Raw genomic sequence first — 18,906 nt, 5'->3', positions numbered from 1 at the left:
CACCACGTGCCGCCCTCGCCCTCGGCCGGCTCCCGGGAGCCCGGTGCCGTCCGACTTCGACAGTGACCATCCGGCTCCCCATGCGCTGGGACCGCCCAAGACGAACTCTTCTCTGAACTACTGCCCCTCAAAGCGTGGTGCCGTAGACATCTTCCGCTGTCGCGAGCTCCGCTCCGGAGCCGGGTTGACCCTCGACCTTGTGCAGGGTCCAGAGTGCTGGATGTGGAGAACGACATGCGCAGCATTGGCGAGATGGCCCGCGACAGCGGTCTGGGTGTGAGCGCCCTGCGGTTCTACGACCGTGCCGGTGTGCTGGTCCCGGCCTGGGTGGATCCGGTGAGCGGTTATCGCTGGTACGAACCCGAACAGCTCGAAGAGGCCCTGCTGCTGGCCCGCTTGCGCCGGGCCGGGATGCCGCTGGCGGACATCCGGCTGATGCTGGCCAGCTGGTCCGGCGCGGACACCGATCTGGTCCGGAAACTGCTCAAGGCGCATCTGCGCCGCCTCGAACAGGGGCTGTCCGATGCCCGCAGCGAGTTCTCCACACTCCGAGTACTGCTCGATCACAGGGAGAACGCCATGACTTCGCTCCGCATCGCCACCGTCCGGCTGTCCGTCACCGGGCCCGAGCTGGCAGCCGCGCTGGACACGGTTCGTTTCGCGGCCAGCACCGACCCGGAACTGCCGATGCTCGGCGGGGTCCTGTTCGACATCGAGGGCGAGAGCCTCCACGTCGTGACCACCGACCGGTACCGCATGGCTGTCGCGCAGGTCGGAACCGCCGGTTACGACGGGGGCCGGGTGCAGGTCATCGTGCCCACCCCGCTCGCCGACGCGATGCGGGCGCTCTTGGACGGCGTGGGACCCGTGCGACTCTCTGTCGACGGTGACCGCGTGACGCTGGAGGCCGGGGACAGGCAGGCGGCAGGTCAGTGCCTCGACCACGACTTCCCCGACTACCGCCGCCTCCTGCCCCAGGCCACAGGGCACCGCACCGTCGTCGAGGTGGCGGCCTTCCGTAAGGCCCTGCAGACCGGCCCTGTCCGTTCCGGAGAATCCGGAGACCTCAGCGTGCTCCGGGTGGAGGATGGCGGCACGGTGACCTTCTGCGCTGACGGCGCCGAAGACCCGGACCGCGTCGCCGTCAACCGTGCGTTCCTGCTGGACGCGCTGACCGCCCAGGCCCGGGACCGGCTGATTCTGGAGCTCGGCACTCCCACAGCGCCGATCGCGATCCGTCGGCCCGACGACGAGGGCACCTTCTCGATCCTGATGCCGGTCCGCCTGGAGGACTGACGGCACGTTCACCCTGATCCGGCCCGCCCAGACCCATCGGAGGCGGCGGGACCAGGGTGCTGGTGGCCCATCAGCGGGAGGCCGGGGGAGGCTGGGGAGTCCAGGGGAGTACGAGGCCCTGGGCCCGGCCGAAGTCCAGCGTCTGGTCCTTGCCGTCGGCACCCCGGCCCTCACTCACCCACATGCCCGGCCCATCGAGCTGTTCCATCCACCCGGCATCCACACTCCTCCGCCTTGTGGAACTTCCGCTGCCGGCACGACCACTCCCGGCCCCGTTCTCCTGAAGCCCCATCAACCCGGACACGCCGCACGCACGCCGCACGCACGGTGCAGTCCTGGCTATTGCTCCATTCAGAAGGGCCGGTGGATCCCTTCGGGATCATCGTGGGCCGATGCTGCGAGCTCCTCGCGGCGGGTGACGACGGGCGACGTTCTCATGAATCCTTCTTCTCGGTGACGATCGGTGAGCCGTGCCGTGACTGTCTCATGGACCGTCTGTCACGTCCCATGGGACCGGCGTACCACCTGGGTGTCGACTGCGTGGCCTGGCCGTAAGAGCCCTCCGGTGAGCTGACACACCAACCGTGCCGTCGGCCTCCGCCACCACGCCCGCGACGAATCGGGGCCTTGCCATCTCGGCGTCACGTGGTCAAGTCGGACCGGCTCACCGGACGACGCCGCCCTGGGCTCTGCCCTCGGCTGGGTTGGTTGCTGTGACGATCAGGCGTTTGGCGGTGCAAACAGTGCCTGGACGGTTTCGGTGGCCAGGTCGCGCAGCCAGGTGTGGGCGCGGTCGTCGTCATAGCGCTGGTGCCACAGCAGGTACAAGGGGATATCGGGCAACTGGAGCGGCGGCCGCAGTGCGATCAGACCGAGTCGGTCCCGGGCCGCGCGGGTGACCGCGTCGGGAAGGGTGACCAACAGGTCGGTGTCGAGGGCGAGTTGCAGCACGAAGGCGGTGGTCGGCCCGGCGGCGACGACGCGTCGTTCGAGGCCGTGCACGGTCAGGGCGTCGTCGACCGAGTCGCGCAGGTTCCCGCGCCGCCGGGGTCGCCCCGCGGATCGCCTTCGCCGACCAGCGCACCACCGCCCGCAGCGCGGACATCGTGATCAACGCGACACCCGGCGACAGCTCCCTGGCCCGCCTCACCGACCTGCGCACCGAGCTCACCGGAAAGATCCTCATCGATGTCTCCAACGCCACCCGCGACGCCGATGACGGCCTGCCCCACGACCTGTGCTATCCCGGCAGCGGCCTCGCCGAGAAACTCCAGGCCGCGCTCCCCGACACCCACGTGGTCAAGACCCTCAACACCATGCTGTTCATGGTCATGACCGCTCCCGAAACCCTGGCCACCCCACCGACCGTCCATGTGTCGGGCGACGACGAGAACGCGAAGAAGACCGTCACCGGTCTGCTCGCCGTCCTGGGCTGGCAGCCCGCATGGGTCGAGGACCTCGGCGACATCAGCACCGCCCGCGCCACCGAGGCCATGATCCTGGTCGTGCCCCACATCCTGCGCCGACACGGCTTGAAGCCCTTCGCCGTCCCCCTCTCCCGCTGACCTCACCTGCTGGACTGAAAGAACCGCGTGCCGCTCCGGGCCACGTACGCGGCCGGGCCCGGAGTCCGGGTGTCACGCCGGGGCTGCGGCCGCCTCGCCCTGCGGGATGCGCGGGCCAGGCACCGTTGCCCGGATGGACAGGTCCAGCTCGTGGGTCGAGTAGTCGAGTACTCGCCGAACCGCGTGATCTTCTCGGTGAGGCAGGCGAGACCTCGGCCGGGTTCTCCGGGTCGCCCTTCCAGCCCTGGGCCTGCAGCTCGCGCACCGCAGCATGGGCGATGTCCAGCAGCCGCCACCGCGAGGAACCGCATGAGGCTCCAGGCACTTCCACCAGGCCGTCGAGGAGTGGCACGTCCGCCATCGTCATCTCGGCCGACGAAGAGGATTCGCGCACCTCTTGAACCGCAGTCGTCAACGTACATCTGTATGTGCTCGGGGAGGTACAAAGCGCCCAGCCTCCCTCCCCCTTCGAGGCTCGTCGGCGCGTGAACGCCCGGCGTAATCGGGAGGCGGTACGGGCGAGGGACGCGGAACACTTCCCGGATGATCGTGATGCAGCCCGTCCTGGAGATCTACCCCCCTGACGGCTTCGCCCTCTGGCCCGTCGCCGAGATCGAGGCGTTCGGCTACCTGCCACTCAGCGGTGAGCTCGCCCCCGCCGAGGTCGGGACAGCGGTGATGCGCATCGCCCGCTGCAACGACATCGACCCTGAACATGACGACCGGCCGCCTCGGCCCGCCGACCCGCTCGGATCGTTCCTGCACGGACTACTGACCTTCGACAACCTCTTCGCGGCCGGTGGCATGCGAGTCACGGACAGCTCCACAGGCATCACCTTCCTGCCCGGCTGCTGCAATGGGCTGGAGGACTGGCGTGACTGGCACGAGGCCGTCGACGGCAGCGGCTACGCCTCCTTCGGCCACGACCCCGATCCACTTGCCGAGCGCTTCGCCGACACCGTCCGGTTGACCGTCGACGCCGAGCAGAGCGACAGCCGGGTGATCGAGCTCTCCAGCACCGACCTCCGCCACCTGCTCGACGGCGCCGAGAACGACCTGGCCGACTTCCTTGCGGTAGCCACCGGCTGGGCGTCGCAGTACCTGCCCGACCACTTCACCCCCGTCACCGCCGCCCTCGCGCGCGTCCTCGCCCTGCCCGCGACGGCCGTGCCGCCGAAACCATAGGGCCCGGAGGGCGCATGAGGGAACGCCACCGCCGACTTTCGGGGCGATTCGTGTTCTCTGCGCAGAGTGGCGTGCAGCACCTTTGAGGCCGTCAGGTGTGTGCTGGGTTCGTGTCCGTGATCAGTCGAACCAGACCACGAGTCGCACGTGCTCTGGCCCGTGCACCTCGGCCAGCGTCCGCATCACGTCCCAGACCGGCGCCCAATGGGTCCCTGCCCCGGCAACGGTGCTTCGGCTGAGCGTGCCGGACCGGTCGGTCTCGTCCCAGTCGGCGGCTGCCAGTTCGGCCCAGCCGATCCAGGTCGCTCCGTGAGAGTGCTGCGCGCCCCAGGTGGCGAACGAGTCCCGCAGCCCGTCGGAGGCGTCCACCGGCAGACCGCGGCCTTCGGCCAGTGGCCGGAACCCGAAGGAGTTGCGGGTGCCGAAGAGGCAGGCGAAGGCGCCATAGGCATTACCGGTGTTGAGGAGGGAGAGGTCAATGGCGGCGTGCCATACCGCGTCTTCGTCGTCCTCTCCCCAGATCCGGGCCAAGGGCCTGCACTCGATCATTCCGCTCGCGTCGGTGGACATGTCCGCAGTCTGCCGAGGGTGGACGCGTCTCGTCGCCTCGATTTCGTGACGCCTACCAGATGGGGTGCCTGCCACCCCGCCTGGCGGCACCTGTCTCGCAATGCTTTGTTCGTGGGAGTCTCCGGTTCGGCGTCCGGTCCTGGGTGCTGTGGACCGGGCTGATTCGGTGTGTTTCATGGGGTGTTGTGTGTTGATGGCCGGGCGCCGACGTTGGACAAGCCGTGGGGATTACCTGGTCAGGGGAGTGAGAGCCCACTGGTGGACCGTACGGGCGCGCCTTGGCGGACCGTGAGGTCAATACGCCTGTGACAGAACGAAGACGTCGCGGAGGACCGCCTGTGACTCGGTGCGAGATACAAATACTTCCGACCACATGCACCGCGCTACTCCTGGGGGAACACCGTGAAGTACACCCGCATCACTGCTCTCGCCGCCATCGGCGTCGCCGCCACCCTCTCGCTCACCGCCTGTGGCAGCGACAGCTCCGGGAAGGACTCGTCCTCCAAGGGCTCCTCGTCCTTGTCCTCGTCTTCTTCGTCCCCCGACAGTGGTTCGAAGCCGGAGGGCGGCTCGGGCTCCGGCGGCCCGGAGGCCGGCAACGCGAAGCCGGGCTCCGGTGAGGACACCGAGGCAGAGGCAGCCGCGAACGGCGCGACGGAGACCGGCGGCAAGGTCACGTTCTGCAAGACGGAGGACCTGGCCATCGACGCCACGGACGCCGCGCCCGACAAGGACTCCGGCAGGATCGACATCACCATGATCAACCGGGGTTCGACCACCTGCTCGGCGACGGGCTTCGCGGGCGTCGACATCAAGGACGCCGACAACACCTCGAACCCCATCGAGCGTGGCCACGCCCAGCCGCGTGTCACCACCCTGAAGCCCGGTGACGCCGCCGTCTTCGACCTCGCCTACGACATCGACAACACCGGCGGCAGCCTCGCGTCCCCGACCAACATCCTGGTGACGCCCCCGAACGAGACCCACACCGTGAGCCTGAAGTGGCCCGCGGGCGCGGGCGACATCAAGGGCGCCTACACCGACGTCGAGGTCTACCCCACGCACACGACCGAGTAGGGGCCCGTGCGCGCGGCCTGCCCTTGTCAATGACGGTCTCGGGGCCGAGCTGGTGGGGTAGAAGCCGGCCGATCGTGCGACGGCGATGCTGGGGTGGTTGTCGGGTTCGATCTCCAGGATCACCCTCGGCAGGGCGATGGTGGTGTACGCGAACTCGGTCATCGTTCGAAGAGCGCGCACTGCCGGCCGTTGACCCCGGTGGGCGGCGCCGACGATGCTGCCGGTGGCACAGTTGAGCAGGACTTCTCCCAGTGCCTGATGCCCATCAGCGGAGATGGCCAGGTTGAACCGGTCGTCTGCGTGCCGGGCCTGTTGTGCGCTGTGCAGGTATGGTCGATCGGAGCGCTTCGATCCTCGGCCGCGAGCCGGAGATCGTCCGTAAAGCGCCTGATCAGCGAGGCTTTCAGGTCCAGCCCAAGCGCTGGGCCGTTGAGCGGACGTTCGCCTGGATGACCGCGCGCCGGCAGCTTGCCCGTGACTGCGAGGCCGATCCCGCCCGGTCCGAGACCATGATCCGGTGGACAGCCCCGTAGTAGACGACAGGCACCCGCGACGCGTCAGGAATTCTGGACGGCGCCTACGAACCGCTCGACCTTGCTCCGCAGGTCTGGCGAGAGGTCGGAGAGGCCGCCGACGATGAAGGTCAGTTGCCTCGCAAGTTCCGGATAAGCGCTCCAGACAGCTGAGTTCCTGGTCAGGACCGCGCGCAGCAGGTCGCCCTCGTACATGTCGCCTTCGGCCAGCGGGTTGTCACGAAGCATCTCCACCGCGAGCGGAAGAAGCACCGGCAGTCCAACGTCCTGCCCGATCAGCAGGCGCAGGTCCTCAGCGGTCAGAGTCCCGACCGGCCGACTCCGCAGGGCATGCGCCGTCGCAATGAGACGGGTGGCGTCAGCCGGGGGCGCCTGCCAGCGATCACGTTCAAGCTCCTCAAGGGAACGACTACGGTCGATAGATACAGTCACCAGACGATTCTCTCGTGGATGCGTGTGGTCGGGTAGCCGGAGACCATTGCTGCGCTCCGGCCGCCCGATCACAACGCGAGATCTCGAACACGGTCTGAGATAGCAAGATCGTGTTACGGGTTTCTGCGAGTGAATGGCCGAACCGCGAATGCATCTCGAACTGGTGCGTGCCTGATATCTCAGCGCATTCATGAATACCGCCAGCTTACCGATTGTTGGCGTTCCGGTGCGCGAGAGCTGCGAAGCCTACGCGTACGGCACGACCACGACCTGCACGTCGTCCTCATAGATGACTCGACCCGGATCCGTGGAACGCAGCAGTCGGCAATCGACGCCGTGGGCTGCGAGAATCACAAGATAGCCAGGGACCCGTGCAAGGAGATGCTCGGCCGACGGCTTGAACCATGCTGCTGCACCGGGGTTGATCTCGTGGTCATAAATGCCGGGATCAACGGTCGAAGGGTCGGTGTACGCGGCGTTGTACCAACTGTTGTTGGTGCGACGGAAGAGTTCCTGTTCCTCCGACAGTTTCCCCTCCCGCGCCAGCGTGTTGATGAGACCGAAGACGCCGGTGAAGTGGCCTCGCTTGTTCCGGTGCGGCGACTGAAAGCGTACGTAATGGATGGTTTCGCTTTCGTCGTCAGTCAACCTCATGGGGCCATCCTCGCACTACGCTTCTCACGGGTCTCCGCTGGCATCCCCCGCCTGTCAGCGGAGAGCCCGCAAGCGCTGACACACCCTTACCAGCGGCACCAACCATGGATATGCGGATGAAACGCTCTTTTGGTGGTCGGCTTCGGGAGTCTTTGGGGGTGACATGCGGTCTGGTCGATGGGATGGGTTGCGACGAGGTGCAGACCGCACGTGCAGTCCAGTGCGTGCTCGGGGGAACCGTCGAAGCTGATGGTGGGCGGTCGGCTGGCCTGGGGTGGGTGTGGCTGCAGACAGATGCCGAACGGGAGGTCGTGCGAGGTGGGCATGTGCCGATCGGAGTAATCCCTGTCTTCCCTGGACGAGCGAGGAAACACTATGCATGATCAACTGGTGACCACCCCAGAGACCATCGTCGAACGCCAACTCGCCGCCTACAACAGCCATGACCTCGAAGCCTTCGCGGCGACGTACGCCTCCGACGTCTGCATCAACCGCCGCGGCGGCGACCGCCTGCTCGGGCGCGACGCCGTGCGGGAGGCGTACGCCGACATGTTCGCCAAGGGCCGCTGCCGGGCCGAGATCGTCGGCCGGCTCACCGAGGGCGACTGGGTGGTGGACCACGAGATCGCCCACGGCATCGCGGACGACCCCCTCCGTGTGCTGGTCGCCTACCGGGTCCGCGACGGCCTGATCGACCACGTCGACTTCCTCGGCTGAGCCGAAGCGGCGGTAGCCAGTGGGAGAGGAAGGGCTGTCGTGCGCTCCCCGGACGGCGCACAGCGGAACGGCAAGCCGACTTCGTCCGGGCCTTCCCCTGACACCCTTGGCGTCGTGACACACGCCGGCTACCTCAGCATCGGGCTGGACGGCAGCCCCGCCGACTCCTTCCATCCCGCGCCCTTCCGTTGGTGCTGCGCCAACCATGTCCTCATACTGCCGCTGGAGACAGACCTGCAAGGCCCCGCGGCGCACGAGCTGGGCACCTGGTCACCGCGTTCCTGGCCGGCATGCATATCGTCGACGTCACCCTCACTCCCGAGCACGACGCCTGCCTGACGATGCTCGCCGCGGGAGAAGCGGCCCATCGGCGTGGGGTGTTGGAGTCAGGCCTCCGCACACCCGACAGAACGAGGGCTGGACATGCTCGACGGACCGGCCACCGTCGGACTCCGGCCCGCGGTACTGGTCGCGGACACCGGCTACGGGGCGAACGCCGACTTCCGCCACGGCCCGGAGGACCGCGGCCCGGCCTACGCACTGCAGGCCAAGGGCGAGATGACCGCCCGGAGCGAGACAGCCGAACCCTATGAGCTGCCGTACGGCGGACTCGGCCCCAGGTCGCTGCCCGCTATCGCACCCGGCCTCCCGGCCTGCGCGAACACGTCCTGGCCCAACGACGCGACAGCGCGGTCGCGGTCACCTGGCGCAAGGGCTCGAAAGCCGCCATGTCCGCCCGCTTCGTGTTCTTGCGTGTCCGCCTGGCCGACCGTCGCCCGAAGCCCGCCCCGGACGGTGTCCTTCCACTGCGGTGGCTGATCGCCCGGTGTCCGGAAGGGGAGGACGAGCCGGTCAGGCACTGGATCTCCAACCTGCCCGCCGACATTCCCGCCCGCGATCTCGTCCGAAAGACCACCCTCGGACTGGACCACTTCGAGGGCTGCTTGTTCACCGACCGCCTGACCGAACAGCGGACCTGCCCAAAAGCCCCTGCCAGGGCCTGACCCCCGACCAGGCCCTGACACTCTTCCAACACCTCCTGGCCACCTGGACCGGAACCTGCCCCACCCGCCGACAACCCACCCCATGGCAGCCCTACGACACCACCTGACAAAGCCCTACTGGGGGGCTCCAACAGGTCGGTCGGCTCGCCGTGCCCTTCGCGGGCGCCACGCCTCTCTGGCAGGAGCCGGCCCAGGTCGCGGCGGTCGTACGGCAGCAGGAGGTCCGCCGCGGCCTCGGCGCCCGTGCCTCCCGGCTGCCGGGCGGGAGGCACGGCGGGGCGAGCGTACGGGTCCGGCTGGCCCCTGCCGCTCTCCTCAGAACCCCTTGAGGCTCCATTCCTGGACGTTCGCGCGGTTGTTCGTCCACAGGGTCAGCCAGACGCCGTCGGCGAGCGAGTTGCCCTTGGGGGTGACGGCCTTGCCGAGCCTGTTCGTGATGGTGGCGCCGTCCCGGTAGAACAACTGGGAGAGGGCCGAGGGATTGCAGGTCCACAAGGTCAGCACGGTTCCGTCGGTGCCTTCCGCGTCGCCCTGCGGGGTCAGACACTTGCCGCTCGCCTTGTGGACGAGACGGCCGTCGACGAAGGCCCAGCGCTGGCTCTCGGCCCCCGTGCAGTGGTACACCGTGACGACGGTGCCGTTTGCGGTGCTTTCGCCCGCAGGTGTGGCGCACACGGAGCCCGGCTTGTTGAAGTTGGAGATCCAGCTCCAGCCGTCGACCTCCCTGCCTGCCGAGGGATCGAGGGAGAACACCACGCGGTGCGGACCGGCGGAGTCCTCCAGCGCCTCGTTCAGGCCCCACAGGCGCTTGGCGTTCGGGTCCCACGACAGGCCCTGCGTCAGCCACGCCGACTGCGTGAGGACTCGGGGAGCCTGACCCGAGGCGGCCACGTGGACGCAGGAGAAGCCCTTGGGCCACGAGGTGGGGCAGTCGCCGCTCATGTAGAAGTTCGTGCCGTCGGTGGCCGTACCCTGCACGTTGAACACGGGCGTGGTGTACCCCGTGGGGCGGGAGTTCACCACGGCACTGTCGGCGGCGAGCTCGCCCAGGGGCCAGCGGACGATACGGGCTCCCCCCTCCCTCCGGTTCTCGACCGAGACCAAGGACGAGGTCGACCGGTCGACGCTCAGACTGCTCAGGCACACAACCCCGTTCGTGGGTCCGCAGCTGCGCGGGTTGCCCGCGTAGGTGTCGGTGGAATCGGGGAACGGCTGGTTCTTCTTGAGGGATCCGGGCTCGGTTTTGTCGGGAACGTCGGTGTCGGGAGCGTCGGCGACGTACTCCGGCTTCGTGGTGTAGCGCGCCACCAGCGGCAACGCCCAGGAGTGATAGCGCGCCGAGGTAGTCACGTTGCCCTGAGCGTCCTTGCCCAGACCCGTAGCTCCCTTGGTGCCGGGGCCGGCGTCGGTCATCCTCCACAGGTGCCTGAGGTCGTACACCTGCAGTTCGACGCCGTTCGCCACGTACAGGCGATCGCCGTACCAGGCAAGGCCGTCCGCGTGCGAGAGGTAAATCGGCTTCTTGAAGTCGCCGTTGGTGGGCTCCACGAGTGCCACGTGCCCGTACGTCACCGTGTCGCCGGTCGACTTGATCAGGGAGATCCGGGAGTACTGCTCGTTCGCCTTGCTGTTCTCGTAGTTTCCGAAGTACCAGGACGCGGCGTACAGGTGTTGTCCGGCGTACAGGCCACTGTCCGTCGCGTCGTGCGACCCGGAGAAGCCCTGAGGCATCCAGCCGCCGTTGAGCGCGGGGTCGCTGTACTTGTCGGTGTACCCGGTCCGGTCGTCGGCGTCGTCCCAGCAGAATCCGTCGTATCTCAACGCGCCGTTCATCCCGGTGCCGTGACACAGGGACGGGCGACCGGTCCGGGCGCCGAGCACATCGGCGATGGATGCCTTCGCCACGCCGGCACTTTCGGCGGAGGAGACGAGTGCCGACTTGTCACCGTCAATGCGGGTCAACGTGTAATTGGTCGGGACAGGATCCAGCGCGGTGGCCGCCTGCGCGGACTGGACCGGAAGCAGCAGGGTCGCGGTCAGGGTGGCTCCGACAACCGGAAGAAGACGGCGCTTCATGCGCTCGAACGTTTGTTTCACGCAATGCATGGTAGTGACTCAGTGAACCTCTGGAGAAAGGGTTATGGCGAGGGGAACCCATCGGTTCACCGGCCGTCCGCGAGGCTGCGTCGACCCAGGCGAGAGACGTGGCGAGTCGTGGGCCTACGCAGATCGATATCCGCACGGCGGAGGATTCCCGCGCACACTGAGACGTCGCCTCATTGCCGGTGGCACGCCCTGCGGAATGCCGAGAGCCCGGGACCATCGCAAGCTCATCAGGGTTGCCCAACGGAGTACCGGGCCTGCGCCCAGGGCCGCTTCGGGCAACCGTCAGCCGACCCAGCCCGTGCACGTCAGTCGAACGCCCTTGACATTCACGCAGGCGCGCTGCCAGGTGCCGTCCGGTCAGTACTGCGTCGGCGTGTACGCCTCGCCCCGTCACGGTGCTGGTATCCACGCGTCCCGTCCCACCTCCTGCCGCCGTCCGTGGACCGGTCGATCCACACCCCGTACTTGGAGTACTGCGTGGCCGTCTTCGCCCAGCCGTACCATCGGCCGTCCTTCTTGCCCGAGCGCCGTGCCACGGTGGCGTACCCGGTGACGGTGGCCGTCGCGTACGTGTCCGGGCCGGAGTCCCAGCTGACCGGGCCCGGGTGCGGCGCATCCGGGCCTCCGGCCGATGGGGCAAGAGTGTGCTCGGTGCCCAACGGAGCCTCGACGCGCCGCCAACACGGCCCCCGCCAGGCCAGGTACGGGCAGGGCGGAGCGAACGGCCTCGTGATCGCGCGCCGCGTCTGCGGCGGATGTCGGAGGCGATGGCGCGGTCATGGCCGGACGGCCCGCCGGGGTGAGACCAGCCCACCCTTGGATGGGTGACGAGACCTGATCGGCGCTGCCGGTTGCTCCCCGCGCCGCGTCGACGTTCGGTCGAGGGCCGGTGATTGTGCGGAAGCCGGAGACGCGTAAGGCGGCAGCGGAATCCGGTGGGAGAGCCATCGACAACCGAGGTACGTGCCGACGTGCCTCCCGCTTGCCATTCCTAGGAACCCTAGGTTAAACCTAGAATCCCTAGGATGATGTGGAGGGTGCATGGTGCGGGCAGGGCTGACGGCGGAGCGAGTTACGGTCGCGGGCGCCGAGTTGGCGGACGAGGTCGGACTCGACCATGTGACCATGTCGCAGGTGGCGCGGCGGCTCGGCGTGAGGGACGCGAGTCTCTACACGCACGTCCGCGGTCTGGAGGATCTGCGCGGACGGATCGCTTTGCTGGCGGCGGACGAGAAAACCATCCATATCGCGGAGGCGACCGCTGGACGGGCGGGCAAGGACGCGCTGGTCGCCTTTGCGAACGCCTGGCGGGAGTACGCCCACGAGCATCCGGGCCGCTACATGGCGACGCAGACCCCGATCCGGATCGACCCCGAGCCGGCCGCCAAAGCGCCCGGACCGCGGCGCGCGGTCGAGCTGACCTACGCCATGCTGCGCGGCTACGGACTGGCCGAGCCGGACCTGACCGATGTGGTCCGGCTGCTGCGCAGCACGTTCCACGGGTTCGTCGCCCTGGAAGCCGCGGGCGGGTTCGCACACCAGCGTTCGCCGCAACAGTCCTGGCTCCGGGCCCTCGACGCCCTGCACATCCTCCTGGAGCACTGGCCCCCATCCCGAGAAGGAGACTCCTCATGACCGAACCGACCACCGGCAGCTTGCGCGTGAACGGCGCGACTCTGCACTACGAAGTGCGCGGACACGGCCCGCTCCTGCTCCTGATCCCCGGAGGGACGGGCGGCGCGGCCTCCTTCGATGACATCGCCGACGACCTCGCGACCGAATACACGGTCGCCACCTACGACCCGCGCGGGATGTCCCGAAGCACGCTGGACGACCCCGAGGCCGAGCAGAGCGTGGCCGAACACGCCGACGACGCGTTCCGCATGCTGGAACTGCTGTCGCCCGGTGAGCCCGCCCGGGTGTTCGGCGCCAGTTCGGGCGCGATCGCCGCCCTGCACCTGCTCACCGCTCATCCCGAACGCGTCGAACGCGTCGTGGTGCACGAGCCCCCGGCGGTAATGGTCCTGCCGGACGCCGCCGCTCATCGAGAGCTCATCGCACGTGTGCAGGAAACGTTCCGCACGCAAGGACTCATGCCGGCGATGGCTGTGTTCGCCGAGGGTCTGAAGAAGGACGGCGACACCAACGAGCCGAAAGCCGAGATCGAGCTTCCGCCACAGGCGGCGGCGAGGGCCGAACAGACGATGGCCAACCTGCCGTACTTCGTCGGGCGCATTGTTCCCAGCTTCATGTCCTACATCCCGGACATGGACCGGCTGGAGGCGCTGTCGGATCAGCTCGTCCTCGCCGGCGGACAGGACTCGAGCGGCGAGCTGGCCTATCGCCCGGCCGCTCTCCTGGCCGTGCGCCTCGGCATACAGCTCCTGCACTTCCCCGGCGGGCACATCGGCCTGACCACGCATCCCGCTGAGTTCGGTGAACTCCTCCGCAAGGCGTTCCGCGTCTAGAACCGAATCCGCCTCGCCCTGGTCGACCGCACCGGAGAGGGTCGCTGAAGGCCGCATCCGCAGCTGCCATCCTGGAGTACGTAGTCATGACTATTGCCACTTATGGCATATGGCGGGTACGAGCTGGTGTCACGTCACCAAGGCACTTCGGCGAGCTCAGCGAAGGAATGGTCCGCCTACGAGGGCGGCGGACCATGGACCATCGGATCTAGTGCAGAGGTCAGCCGGTCCTGGCAGGCTCTTCGGCGCGGGCCAGTGCGGAGCCGGCGGCCTCCGCCGGCGGTCAGTGCCTGCGTCAGCCCGGTCGGACACTCCCGGCCCCTGGCGGTGCGGCCGACTTCGTCGGGGAGGTGGTCCCAGCCGTGATCCGGGGAGTGCGGCATCAGCGCGGTGTGGATCACGTTCCGGCAGGTGGTGTCCCTACGTGGCCGCACGCCAGCCTCGTGACCTGCGACGGCAGGTTGGGGAATTCCCGCTCGCCGACCGTCTCTGGTGGCGGTCCTGCTCCGGCGAGAGTTGGGCACTCTCACGGTCGGTTGAGCTGTTGGAACGAGTGACGCGGCCGGGACTGTGGGGCCCGGTCGCGTCAGGTTCGCGTGCGTCACTGGTCGTCGACGGGGAGGAGCCCGCGTTCGGCGAACACCTTCTTGGCGACGAAGGTGGCGTTGAGTGCCTTGGGCATGCCGCAGTAGACGGCGGAGTGGAGCACAGTCTCTACGATCTCTTCGGGTGTGAGGCCCACGTTGAGGGAGGTGTTGATGTGCACATCGAGCTGCGGTTCGCATCCGCCGAGGGCGGTGAGTATGCCGAGGGTGACCAGCTGGCGGTCGCGCGGGGCCAGGCCGGGACGGTCGTAGATCTCACCGAGGGCCCAAGCAACGACCTGGTGGCCGAGTTCGGCTGATGGTGGGGGGAATCGGCGGCCTTCTGGCGGGCATTGCCGTCGACGCGGGTGAGGATCTCCAGGCCGTGCTGGAAACGGTCTTGGTGGGCCTTGGCGGTGGGGGCGGTGCTCATGCGGTGGTGTCCGTTTCCGGGTGCTGGTTGAGCAGCGTCTCGTAGTGCTTGATCTTGTTGTCCGGCGCGACGGCTTAGCGGGGCGAGTGATCCGGGGCGCTTCGACGGCATCGTCGGGGAAGTCCCACATCGTGTGCCTCGGCATGTTGCGCCACCGTCGCAGCAGCACGCCCCGGTAGACGCCGGCCTGGTGGTTCGGCTCCTCCTATGCGGCCGGGCTGCGAGGGCCGCTTGATGGTACAGCCGCTCGCGGCGGTGCGGCCCGAAGGGCACATCGGCCCCCAGTGTCATCTCCCGGTGCGGTACGCTCTCGCGGCCCACGGCCGGCGACGGCGTCCGCGAGGGTCGCAGTCAGGTCTCCGTCGTATGTAGTGTGCGGAAATGACAAGAAGCGAGCGGCTCGCGGAGCAGTTGGACTGGCACTGGCGGAAGAACCTGCGGCCACGGCTGGACGGTCTTACCGACGAGGAGTACTTCTGGGAGCCGGTGCGCGGCTGCTGGAGCATCCGCTCGCGTGGCACGTCGGCCGCATCGATGTCGGCAGGTTCGGGGGAATGGATGGTGGACTACGCGTCCCCTGACCTGGTGCCGGTGCCGGCACCGGTGACCACGATTGCCTGGCGGCTGGCGCACATCATCGTCTCCTGCCTGGGCTATCGGGTCGGATGGCACTTCGGCGGCCAGGACGTCGACTCCCAGACATTCGCCTATGCGGGGACCGCTGACGAGGCGCTGAAACAGCTCGATGAGATGTATGGGAGATGGAACGCGGGGGTCCGCGAGCTCTCGGACGCTGACCTGGACAATCCGCCCACGGTGGGTCCCGAGCGGTTTCCCATGGAGGGCATCGTCCTGCACGTCAACAGGGAGCTGATCCATCACGGCGCCGAGATTTCCCTGCTGCGCGACCTCTACCGCTGGCAGGACGGAGCCGCACCGCGCCGAATATGACTTTTCGGTAACCGGCGATCGAGCTTCGGAAACCTACGTGGACTCCGTGACGCTCCGCGGCTGCGAGCTTCAGTGCACTCAGCACCGAGCCGGCGGCTGCCAGCGGCGCACTCGTTCGCCAGCAGCCCGACGAGCCGTGCAGCGCGCCTCGTCGCAAGCCTCGGCGCCTACCAGGGCAAGGGGCCCGACATATCGAAGTAGCCGCCAGTCGGCCCGTCCGGCCATAGCTGAGCCATCCGAACGATGATCTCGGCACCCTGCTCGACGGTCTGCGTGCCCTCGCGCTGGTTGAGGTCCGTAGCGGTGTAGCCGGGCTCCACCGCGTTGATCCGCATTCGCGGGAACGCCTTGGCGAACTGCACGGTCAGCATGTTGACCGCGGTCTTGGAGGTCGGGTACGCGACCCCCGGGTACCCCTTGCCGGCGTGGGCCAGCGAGGCCAGGCTGCTGCTGACATTGACGACGACCGGGGCGGCAGAGCGTTCCAGCAGCGGCAGGAAGGCGTGGGTCACCCGGACCAGGCCGAAGACGTTGGTCTCGAACACCTCCCGCATCACGTCGGCGGTCAGCTCCGCAGCACCGATGATGGCGCCCTCCGGTGAACGCACCTCGATTCCGGCGTTGTTGACCAGGACGTCCAGTCCACCGTCGGCCTCAATGGTGGCCACCGCAGCGGCGACCGAGGCATCCTCGGTGACATCGAGTTGTACGAACCGGGCGCCGAGCGAAGCCGCGGCCGCCGCGCCCCGCTCGACGTTGCGCGCTCCGAGATAGACGGTATGGCCCAAGGCGGTCAAGCGGCGCGCGGTCTCATGGCCGAGGCCCTTGTTGGCCCCGGTGATCAAGGTTGTCGTCATGGGCACAGTTTCCCTTCGAGATGATGCGATCGACCAGTGGTTGACGACGCGGCCCGCCATGTGGCTCCACCGGAAGGCATCGGAACGGAGGTCGCGTGGTGTGGTTACGTAGATGGCGCGGAAGGCCTGGCCGAACGCGGCCCCGACAGGGATCGATCCGAGACCGGTGGTGCCGGAGAGAGGGCGGGAGAGCAGCCGAGTCAGCCGCCGGTCCGGCAGCGGCATGGCCGACTTCTTGGACACCTGGTGCACGAACACCTCGACCTCGTGTCCGTCCACGCCCGAATTCGACTCGTAGGGGTACGAGGCGCCCCACAGCACCATGTCTCCGGCCCGTACCCCGGCTTCGCGATCGTCCTGGGTGAAGCGGATGGTTCCGGCGGTCACCAGTCCCATCTGGATCCTCCGGGTCCCCCGGGCGGATCAGCCGCCAGGTACGCCGTGACCTGAGCGGGGAGTAGGCGAACCGCGACAACTGCGCGCCGCCCAGGTCGAGCAGGGTCCCCTCCGCGTGGAAGCCGGAGACCGTCTGCGGGATGAAGGCCGACGCCATCAGTTTCCGTGACGCCGTATCGGCGAACCAGCCGAACCTGCCCGGGAGCGCGACCAAGCTCGCGGACCCACCCATCCACGTCACTCGAATCCCCGTACCGCCAGGGCGGCCATGGCCATAATGTGGCTGCTCAGGAGTGCACATCACAGCCATCCGGCTCCGCCCCACAGGGAGCGTCCTCCAGACGCGTCCCAGAGTCACCCCGGCCCGCGTCCCAGAGTCCCGGGTCACATTGGTGGGATGAGCGCGCGTATCCCCAACTGCTCTGAGCCCGCCATACGGCGGGTCGTAGGGTCCAGCGCGAGTGGCCACTTAGGCTGGTGGCGCTCACCCTCGGGGATCCGGCGGCGGGCCCGCCGCCGGCGGCCTCGGTCCCGTCCCAGCCACTGGGACACACCGCCCTTCGCCGCCTACTGCAACCGAATCTCTGACTCAGGTCACTGGATGAACAATTCCAAGGGATGCCTGCGGAGGGTGTGGGGTGGGCGGCGGCCGTAGCCACCGCGAGACGGTCGGGCGGCGGGCTGTCGGCTCTGGTTGTCGAGGTGGCGGCGGGCGGTCAGGCGTCAGGGTCGACTTCGGGGTGCGTGAACCGCACGGGCTTGCCCAGCGATCGGGCGTAGGCGATTTCGGCCCGGGTGCTGTCTCCGATGTAGTCGCCGACTACGAGCACCTCATCAGCGAGCCGGATCTTCGCCCGGTGCAGATCGTCGAGTCGGACCTTCAGCGCCTCGGCCTCGACAGGATCGGACCAGAGTTCGTGCGGTGACTTCATGTCACAGCCCGGTTTGACGACGATCTTTCCGGCTTTGGTCTCCCGCAGATCGGCCTCGTTCATCTCGGTCATGAAGCGGGTGGAGCCGCAGATCACGACGATACGCGGGAGGCTCAACAGCTTCTTCGCGTCGGCGAGCTTCTCCTCGGGGGTGAGCAGTTGCGAGTACGACACTGGTTCCTCCTGGTGGTGTGGTCCAAGGGTTGCCTGCGGAGACGAGAACGAGGGTGTCCAAGATCGTTCTGTGACGAACGACGTGCACACCCTCGCGACAGCACTCCATGTGACGACCGACGACATCCTGAAGGAGCATCCCGACCTGGCGCCGTGGCGCCCGCCGGTCGGCACTACACCCCGCCTGAGCGATGCCGAACTGGTCACCCTCGCCACGATGCAGGCCATACTCGGCTACACCTCCGAGGCCAAATGGCTCCGCCATGCCCGTGCCCACCTGCGCCACCTCTTCCTCTACCTGCCCCAGCAGCCCGGCCACAACAAGCGGCTGCGCAAGGCCGCCGGTCTGATGCGAAGCGTCAACCGGATCCTGGCTACCACTGGTTCGTGGACTCCACTCCGGTGGAATGCGGACGCTCCCGCGAGACCGTCAAACGCTCCGACCTGGCAGGCTGAGCCGAATACGGCTACTGCGCCAGCCACAGCCGCTTCTTCTGGGGCCTGCGCCTGCACCTCGTCTGCACCCTTCAGGGCCTGCCCGTCGCCTTCGCCCTGACCGGGGCCGACCAACGAGAGCCTCTCCTTGACCTCCTGGCAGCCGAATGCGAGCTTCTGCGAGAACGCCCCCGACAGACTCTCATCGGCGACAAGAACTACTTCGGCCGTGGTTCCGAACGCGAACTGTCCGCGCATGGGGCCCGGTTGCTGCGGCCTGCCCGTAACGGTGAACGGGAACGGCCTGGCGCAGCCCTGTTCGAGCCGCTGCGACAGGTCATCGAATCGATCAACTAGACCCTCAAAGGACAGCTTGACCTCGAACGGCACCGAGGGCGCACACCCGGAGGTGTCATAGTCCGCGTCATGCAACGCATCCTCGCGCTGACCGCCGCGATCCGGCACAACGACGCCACCGGACAAACCGTCCTACGCTCACTGATCGCCTACGATCACTGACCCCTTGGTATAGATCAT

17 protein-coding genes and 5 pseudogenes are annotated in these 18,906 nt (G+C 67.9%); 12 read left to right on the top strand and 10 right to left on the bottom strand.

From position 1 onward, the window contains the following. Positions 1–234: 234 nt before the first annotated feature. On the top strand, positions 235–1,296 hold the full coding sequence (locus tag GA0115234_RS25170; RefSeq protein WP_093546093.1) for a DNA polymerase III subunit beta family protein: 1,062 nt from the start codon (positions 235–237) through the stop codon (positions 1,294–1,296). Positions 1,297–1,366: 70 nt separating this feature from the next. Here GA0115234_RS25170 and GA0115234_RS42480 read toward each other — a convergent pair whose 3' ends face one another. Together GA0115234_RS42480 and GA0115234_RS25165 are read right to left on the bottom strand one after the other, a co-directional pair. After that, positions 1,367–1,504 (bottom strand): hypothetical protein, encoded by a 138-nt coding sequence (locus GA0115234_RS42480; RefSeq protein WP_161275659.1) that lies wholly within the window; start codon positions 1,502–1,504, stop codon positions 1,367–1,369. Positions 1,505–2,016: 512 nt separating this feature from the next. Further along, positions 2,017–2,340, bottom strand: a pseudogene (locus GA0115234_RS25165) (LysR substrate-binding domain-containing protein); the annotation flags it as partial. Here GA0115234_RS25165 and GA0115234_RS25160 point away from each other — a divergent pair. Further along, a pseudogene (locus tag GA0115234_RS25160) lies at positions 2,334–2,861 on the top strand (NADPH-dependent F420 reductase); the annotation flags it as partial. The pseudogenes GA0115234_RS25165 and GA0115234_RS25160 sit on opposite strands and share 7 nt — an antisense overlap. Before the next feature lie 543 nt (positions 2,862–3,404). Continuing rightward, the gene (locus GA0115234_RS25155) at positions 3,405–4,046 is read left to right on the top strand and encodes a hypothetical protein (protein ID WP_093545791.1); all 642 of its coding nucleotides are present in this window, start codon (positions 3,405–3,407) and stop codon (positions 4,044–4,046) included. 120 nt (positions 4,047–4,166) lie between these two features. On the opposite strand, the gene GA0115234_RS25150 is transcribed toward GA0115234_RS25155, so the two are convergent. Beyond that, entirely contained in the window at positions 4,167–4,616 is a 450-nt protein-coding gene (locus tag GA0115234_RS25150) for a hypothetical protein (protein ID WP_093545788.1), read from the bottom strand. 402 nt (positions 4,617–5,018) lie between these two features. On the opposite strand from GA0115234_RS25150, the gene GA0115234_RS25145 reads away from it, so the two are divergent. Further along, positions 5,019–5,693 carry a DUF4232 domain-containing protein gene (locus GA0115234_RS25145; protein ID WP_093545785.1) on the top strand — a complete coding sequence of 225 codons (675 nt, stop codon included), beginning with the start codon at positions 5,019–5,021 and terminating at the stop codon, positions 5,691–5,693. Between the two features lie 120 nt (positions 5,694–5,813). On the opposite strand, the pseudogene GA0115234_RS44440 reads toward GA0115234_RS25145, so the two are convergent. Further along, positions 5,814–5,969, bottom strand: a pseudogene (locus GA0115234_RS44440) (GNAT family N-acetyltransferase); the annotation flags it as partial. A 53-nt stretch (positions 5,970–6,022) separates the two neighbouring features. Here GA0115234_RS44440 and GA0115234_RS25135 point away from each other — a divergent pair. Continuing rightward, positions 6,023–6,226 (top strand): transposase, encoded by a 204-nt coding sequence (locus GA0115234_RS25135; RefSeq protein WP_093545782.1) that lies wholly within the window; start codon positions 6,023–6,025, stop codon positions 6,224–6,226. 24 nt (positions 6,227–6,250) lie between these two features. Here the strand turns inward: GA0115234_RS25135 and GA0115234_RS25130 are convergent, their stop codons facing one another. After that, positions 6,251–6,658, bottom strand: coding sequence for a contact-dependent growth inhibition system immunity protein (locus GA0115234_RS25130; RefSeq protein WP_256088808.1), 408 nt, complete (start codon positions 6,656–6,658; stop codon positions 6,251–6,253). A 246-nt stretch (positions 6,659–6,904) separates the two neighbouring features. Next, positions 6,905–7,312, bottom strand: a complete 408-nt coding sequence (locus GA0115234_RS25125; RefSeq protein ID WP_093545779.1) for a hypothetical protein — start codon at positions 7,310–7,312, stop codon at positions 6,905–6,907. 390 nt (positions 7,313–7,702) lie between these two features. On the opposite strand from GA0115234_RS25125, the gene GA0115234_RS25120 reads away from it, so the two are divergent. The 3 genes from GA0115234_RS25120 to GA0115234_RS42475 all read left to right on the top strand — a co-directional run bounded on the left by GA0115234_RS25120 (position 7,703) and on the right by GA0115234_RS42475 (position 9,033). Next, positions 7,703–8,029 carry a nuclear transport factor 2 family protein gene (locus tag GA0115234_RS25120; protein WP_256088807.1) on the top strand — a complete coding sequence of 109 codons (327 nt, stop codon included), beginning with the start codon at positions 7,703–7,705 and terminating at the stop codon, positions 8,027–8,029. A 423-nt stretch (positions 8,030–8,452) separates the two neighbouring features. Continuing rightward, positions 8,453–8,848, top strand: coding sequence for a transposase (locus tag GA0115234_RS44435; RefSeq protein WP_107405810.1), 396 nt, complete (start codon positions 8,453–8,455; stop codon positions 8,846–8,848). Next, positions 8,758–9,033, top strand: coding sequence for a hypothetical protein (locus GA0115234_RS42475; RefSeq protein WP_176729267.1), 276 nt, complete (start codon positions 8,758–8,760; stop codon positions 9,031–9,033). The genes GA0115234_RS44435 and GA0115234_RS42475 overlap by 91 nt, the downstream gene beginning before the upstream one ends. A gap of 315 nt (positions 9,034–9,348) precedes the next feature. Here GA0115234_RS42475 and GA0115234_RS25105 read toward each other — a convergent pair whose 3' ends face one another. Next, positions 9,349–11,130 carry an RICIN domain-containing protein gene (locus tag GA0115234_RS25105; RefSeq protein WP_161275658.1) on the bottom strand — a complete coding sequence of 594 codons (1,782 nt, stop codon included), beginning with the start codon at positions 11,128–11,130 and terminating at the stop codon, positions 9,349–9,351. A gap of 1,050 nt (positions 11,131–12,180) precedes the next feature. Here GA0115234_RS25105 and GA0115234_RS25100 point away from each other — a divergent pair. Next, positions 12,181–12,774 carry a TetR/AcrR family transcriptional regulator gene (locus GA0115234_RS25100; protein WP_093545767.1) on the top strand — a complete coding sequence of 198 codons (594 nt, stop codon included), beginning with the start codon at positions 12,181–12,183 and terminating at the stop codon, positions 12,772–12,774. Continuing rightward, positions 12,771–13,607 (top strand): alpha/beta fold hydrolase, encoded by an 837-nt coding sequence (locus tag GA0115234_RS25095; protein ID WP_093545763.1) that lies wholly within the window; start codon positions 12,771–12,773, stop codon positions 13,605–13,607. Before GA0115234_RS25100 ends, GA0115234_RS25095 begins: the two co-directional genes overlap by 4 nt. Before the next feature lie 601 nt (positions 13,608–14,208). On the opposite strand, the pseudogene GA0115234_RS25085 reads toward GA0115234_RS25095, so the two are convergent. After that, positions 14,209–14,624: pseudogene (locus GA0115234_RS25085) on the bottom strand (carboxymuconolactone decarboxylase family protein). Positions 14,625–15,005: 381 nt separating this feature from the next. On the opposite strand from GA0115234_RS25085, the gene GA0115234_RS25080 reads away from it, so the two are divergent. Next, positions 15,006–15,575 carry a DinB family protein gene (locus GA0115234_RS25080; protein ID WP_093545757.1) on the top strand — a complete coding sequence of 190 codons (570 nt, stop codon included), beginning with the start codon at positions 15,006–15,008 and terminating at the stop codon, positions 15,573–15,575. 167 nt (positions 15,576–15,742) lie between these two features. On the opposite strand, the gene GA0115234_RS25075 is transcribed toward GA0115234_RS25080, so the two are convergent. Next, positions 15,743–16,432, bottom strand: coding sequence for an SDR family NAD(P)-dependent oxidoreductase (locus tag GA0115234_RS25075; RefSeq protein ID WP_093546087.1), 690 nt, complete (start codon positions 16,430–16,432; stop codon positions 15,743–15,745). Positions 16,433–17,544: 1,112 nt separating this feature from the next. Next, positions 17,545–17,934, bottom strand: a complete 390-nt coding sequence (locus GA0115234_RS25070) for a hypothetical protein (protein WP_093545754.1) — start codon at positions 17,932–17,934, stop codon at positions 17,545–17,547. 70 nt (positions 17,935–18,004) lie between these two features. Between GA0115234_RS25070 and GA0115234_RS25065 the strand changes: the two are divergent. Continuing rightward, positions 18,005–18,888 (top strand): annotated as a pseudogene (locus GA0115234_RS25065) (IS982 family transposase). Positions 18,889–18,906 lie beyond the last annotated feature (18 nt).

This window comes from Streptomyces sp. DvalAA-43, from assembly GCF_900091725.1.
Lineage (GTDB): Bacteria > Actinomycetota > Actinomycetes > Streptomycetales > Streptomycetaceae > Streptomyces > Streptomyces pulveraceus.
The sequence above is the reverse complement of the archived record's forward strand: the minus strand, read 5'-3'. Positions and strand labels throughout refer to the sequence as shown.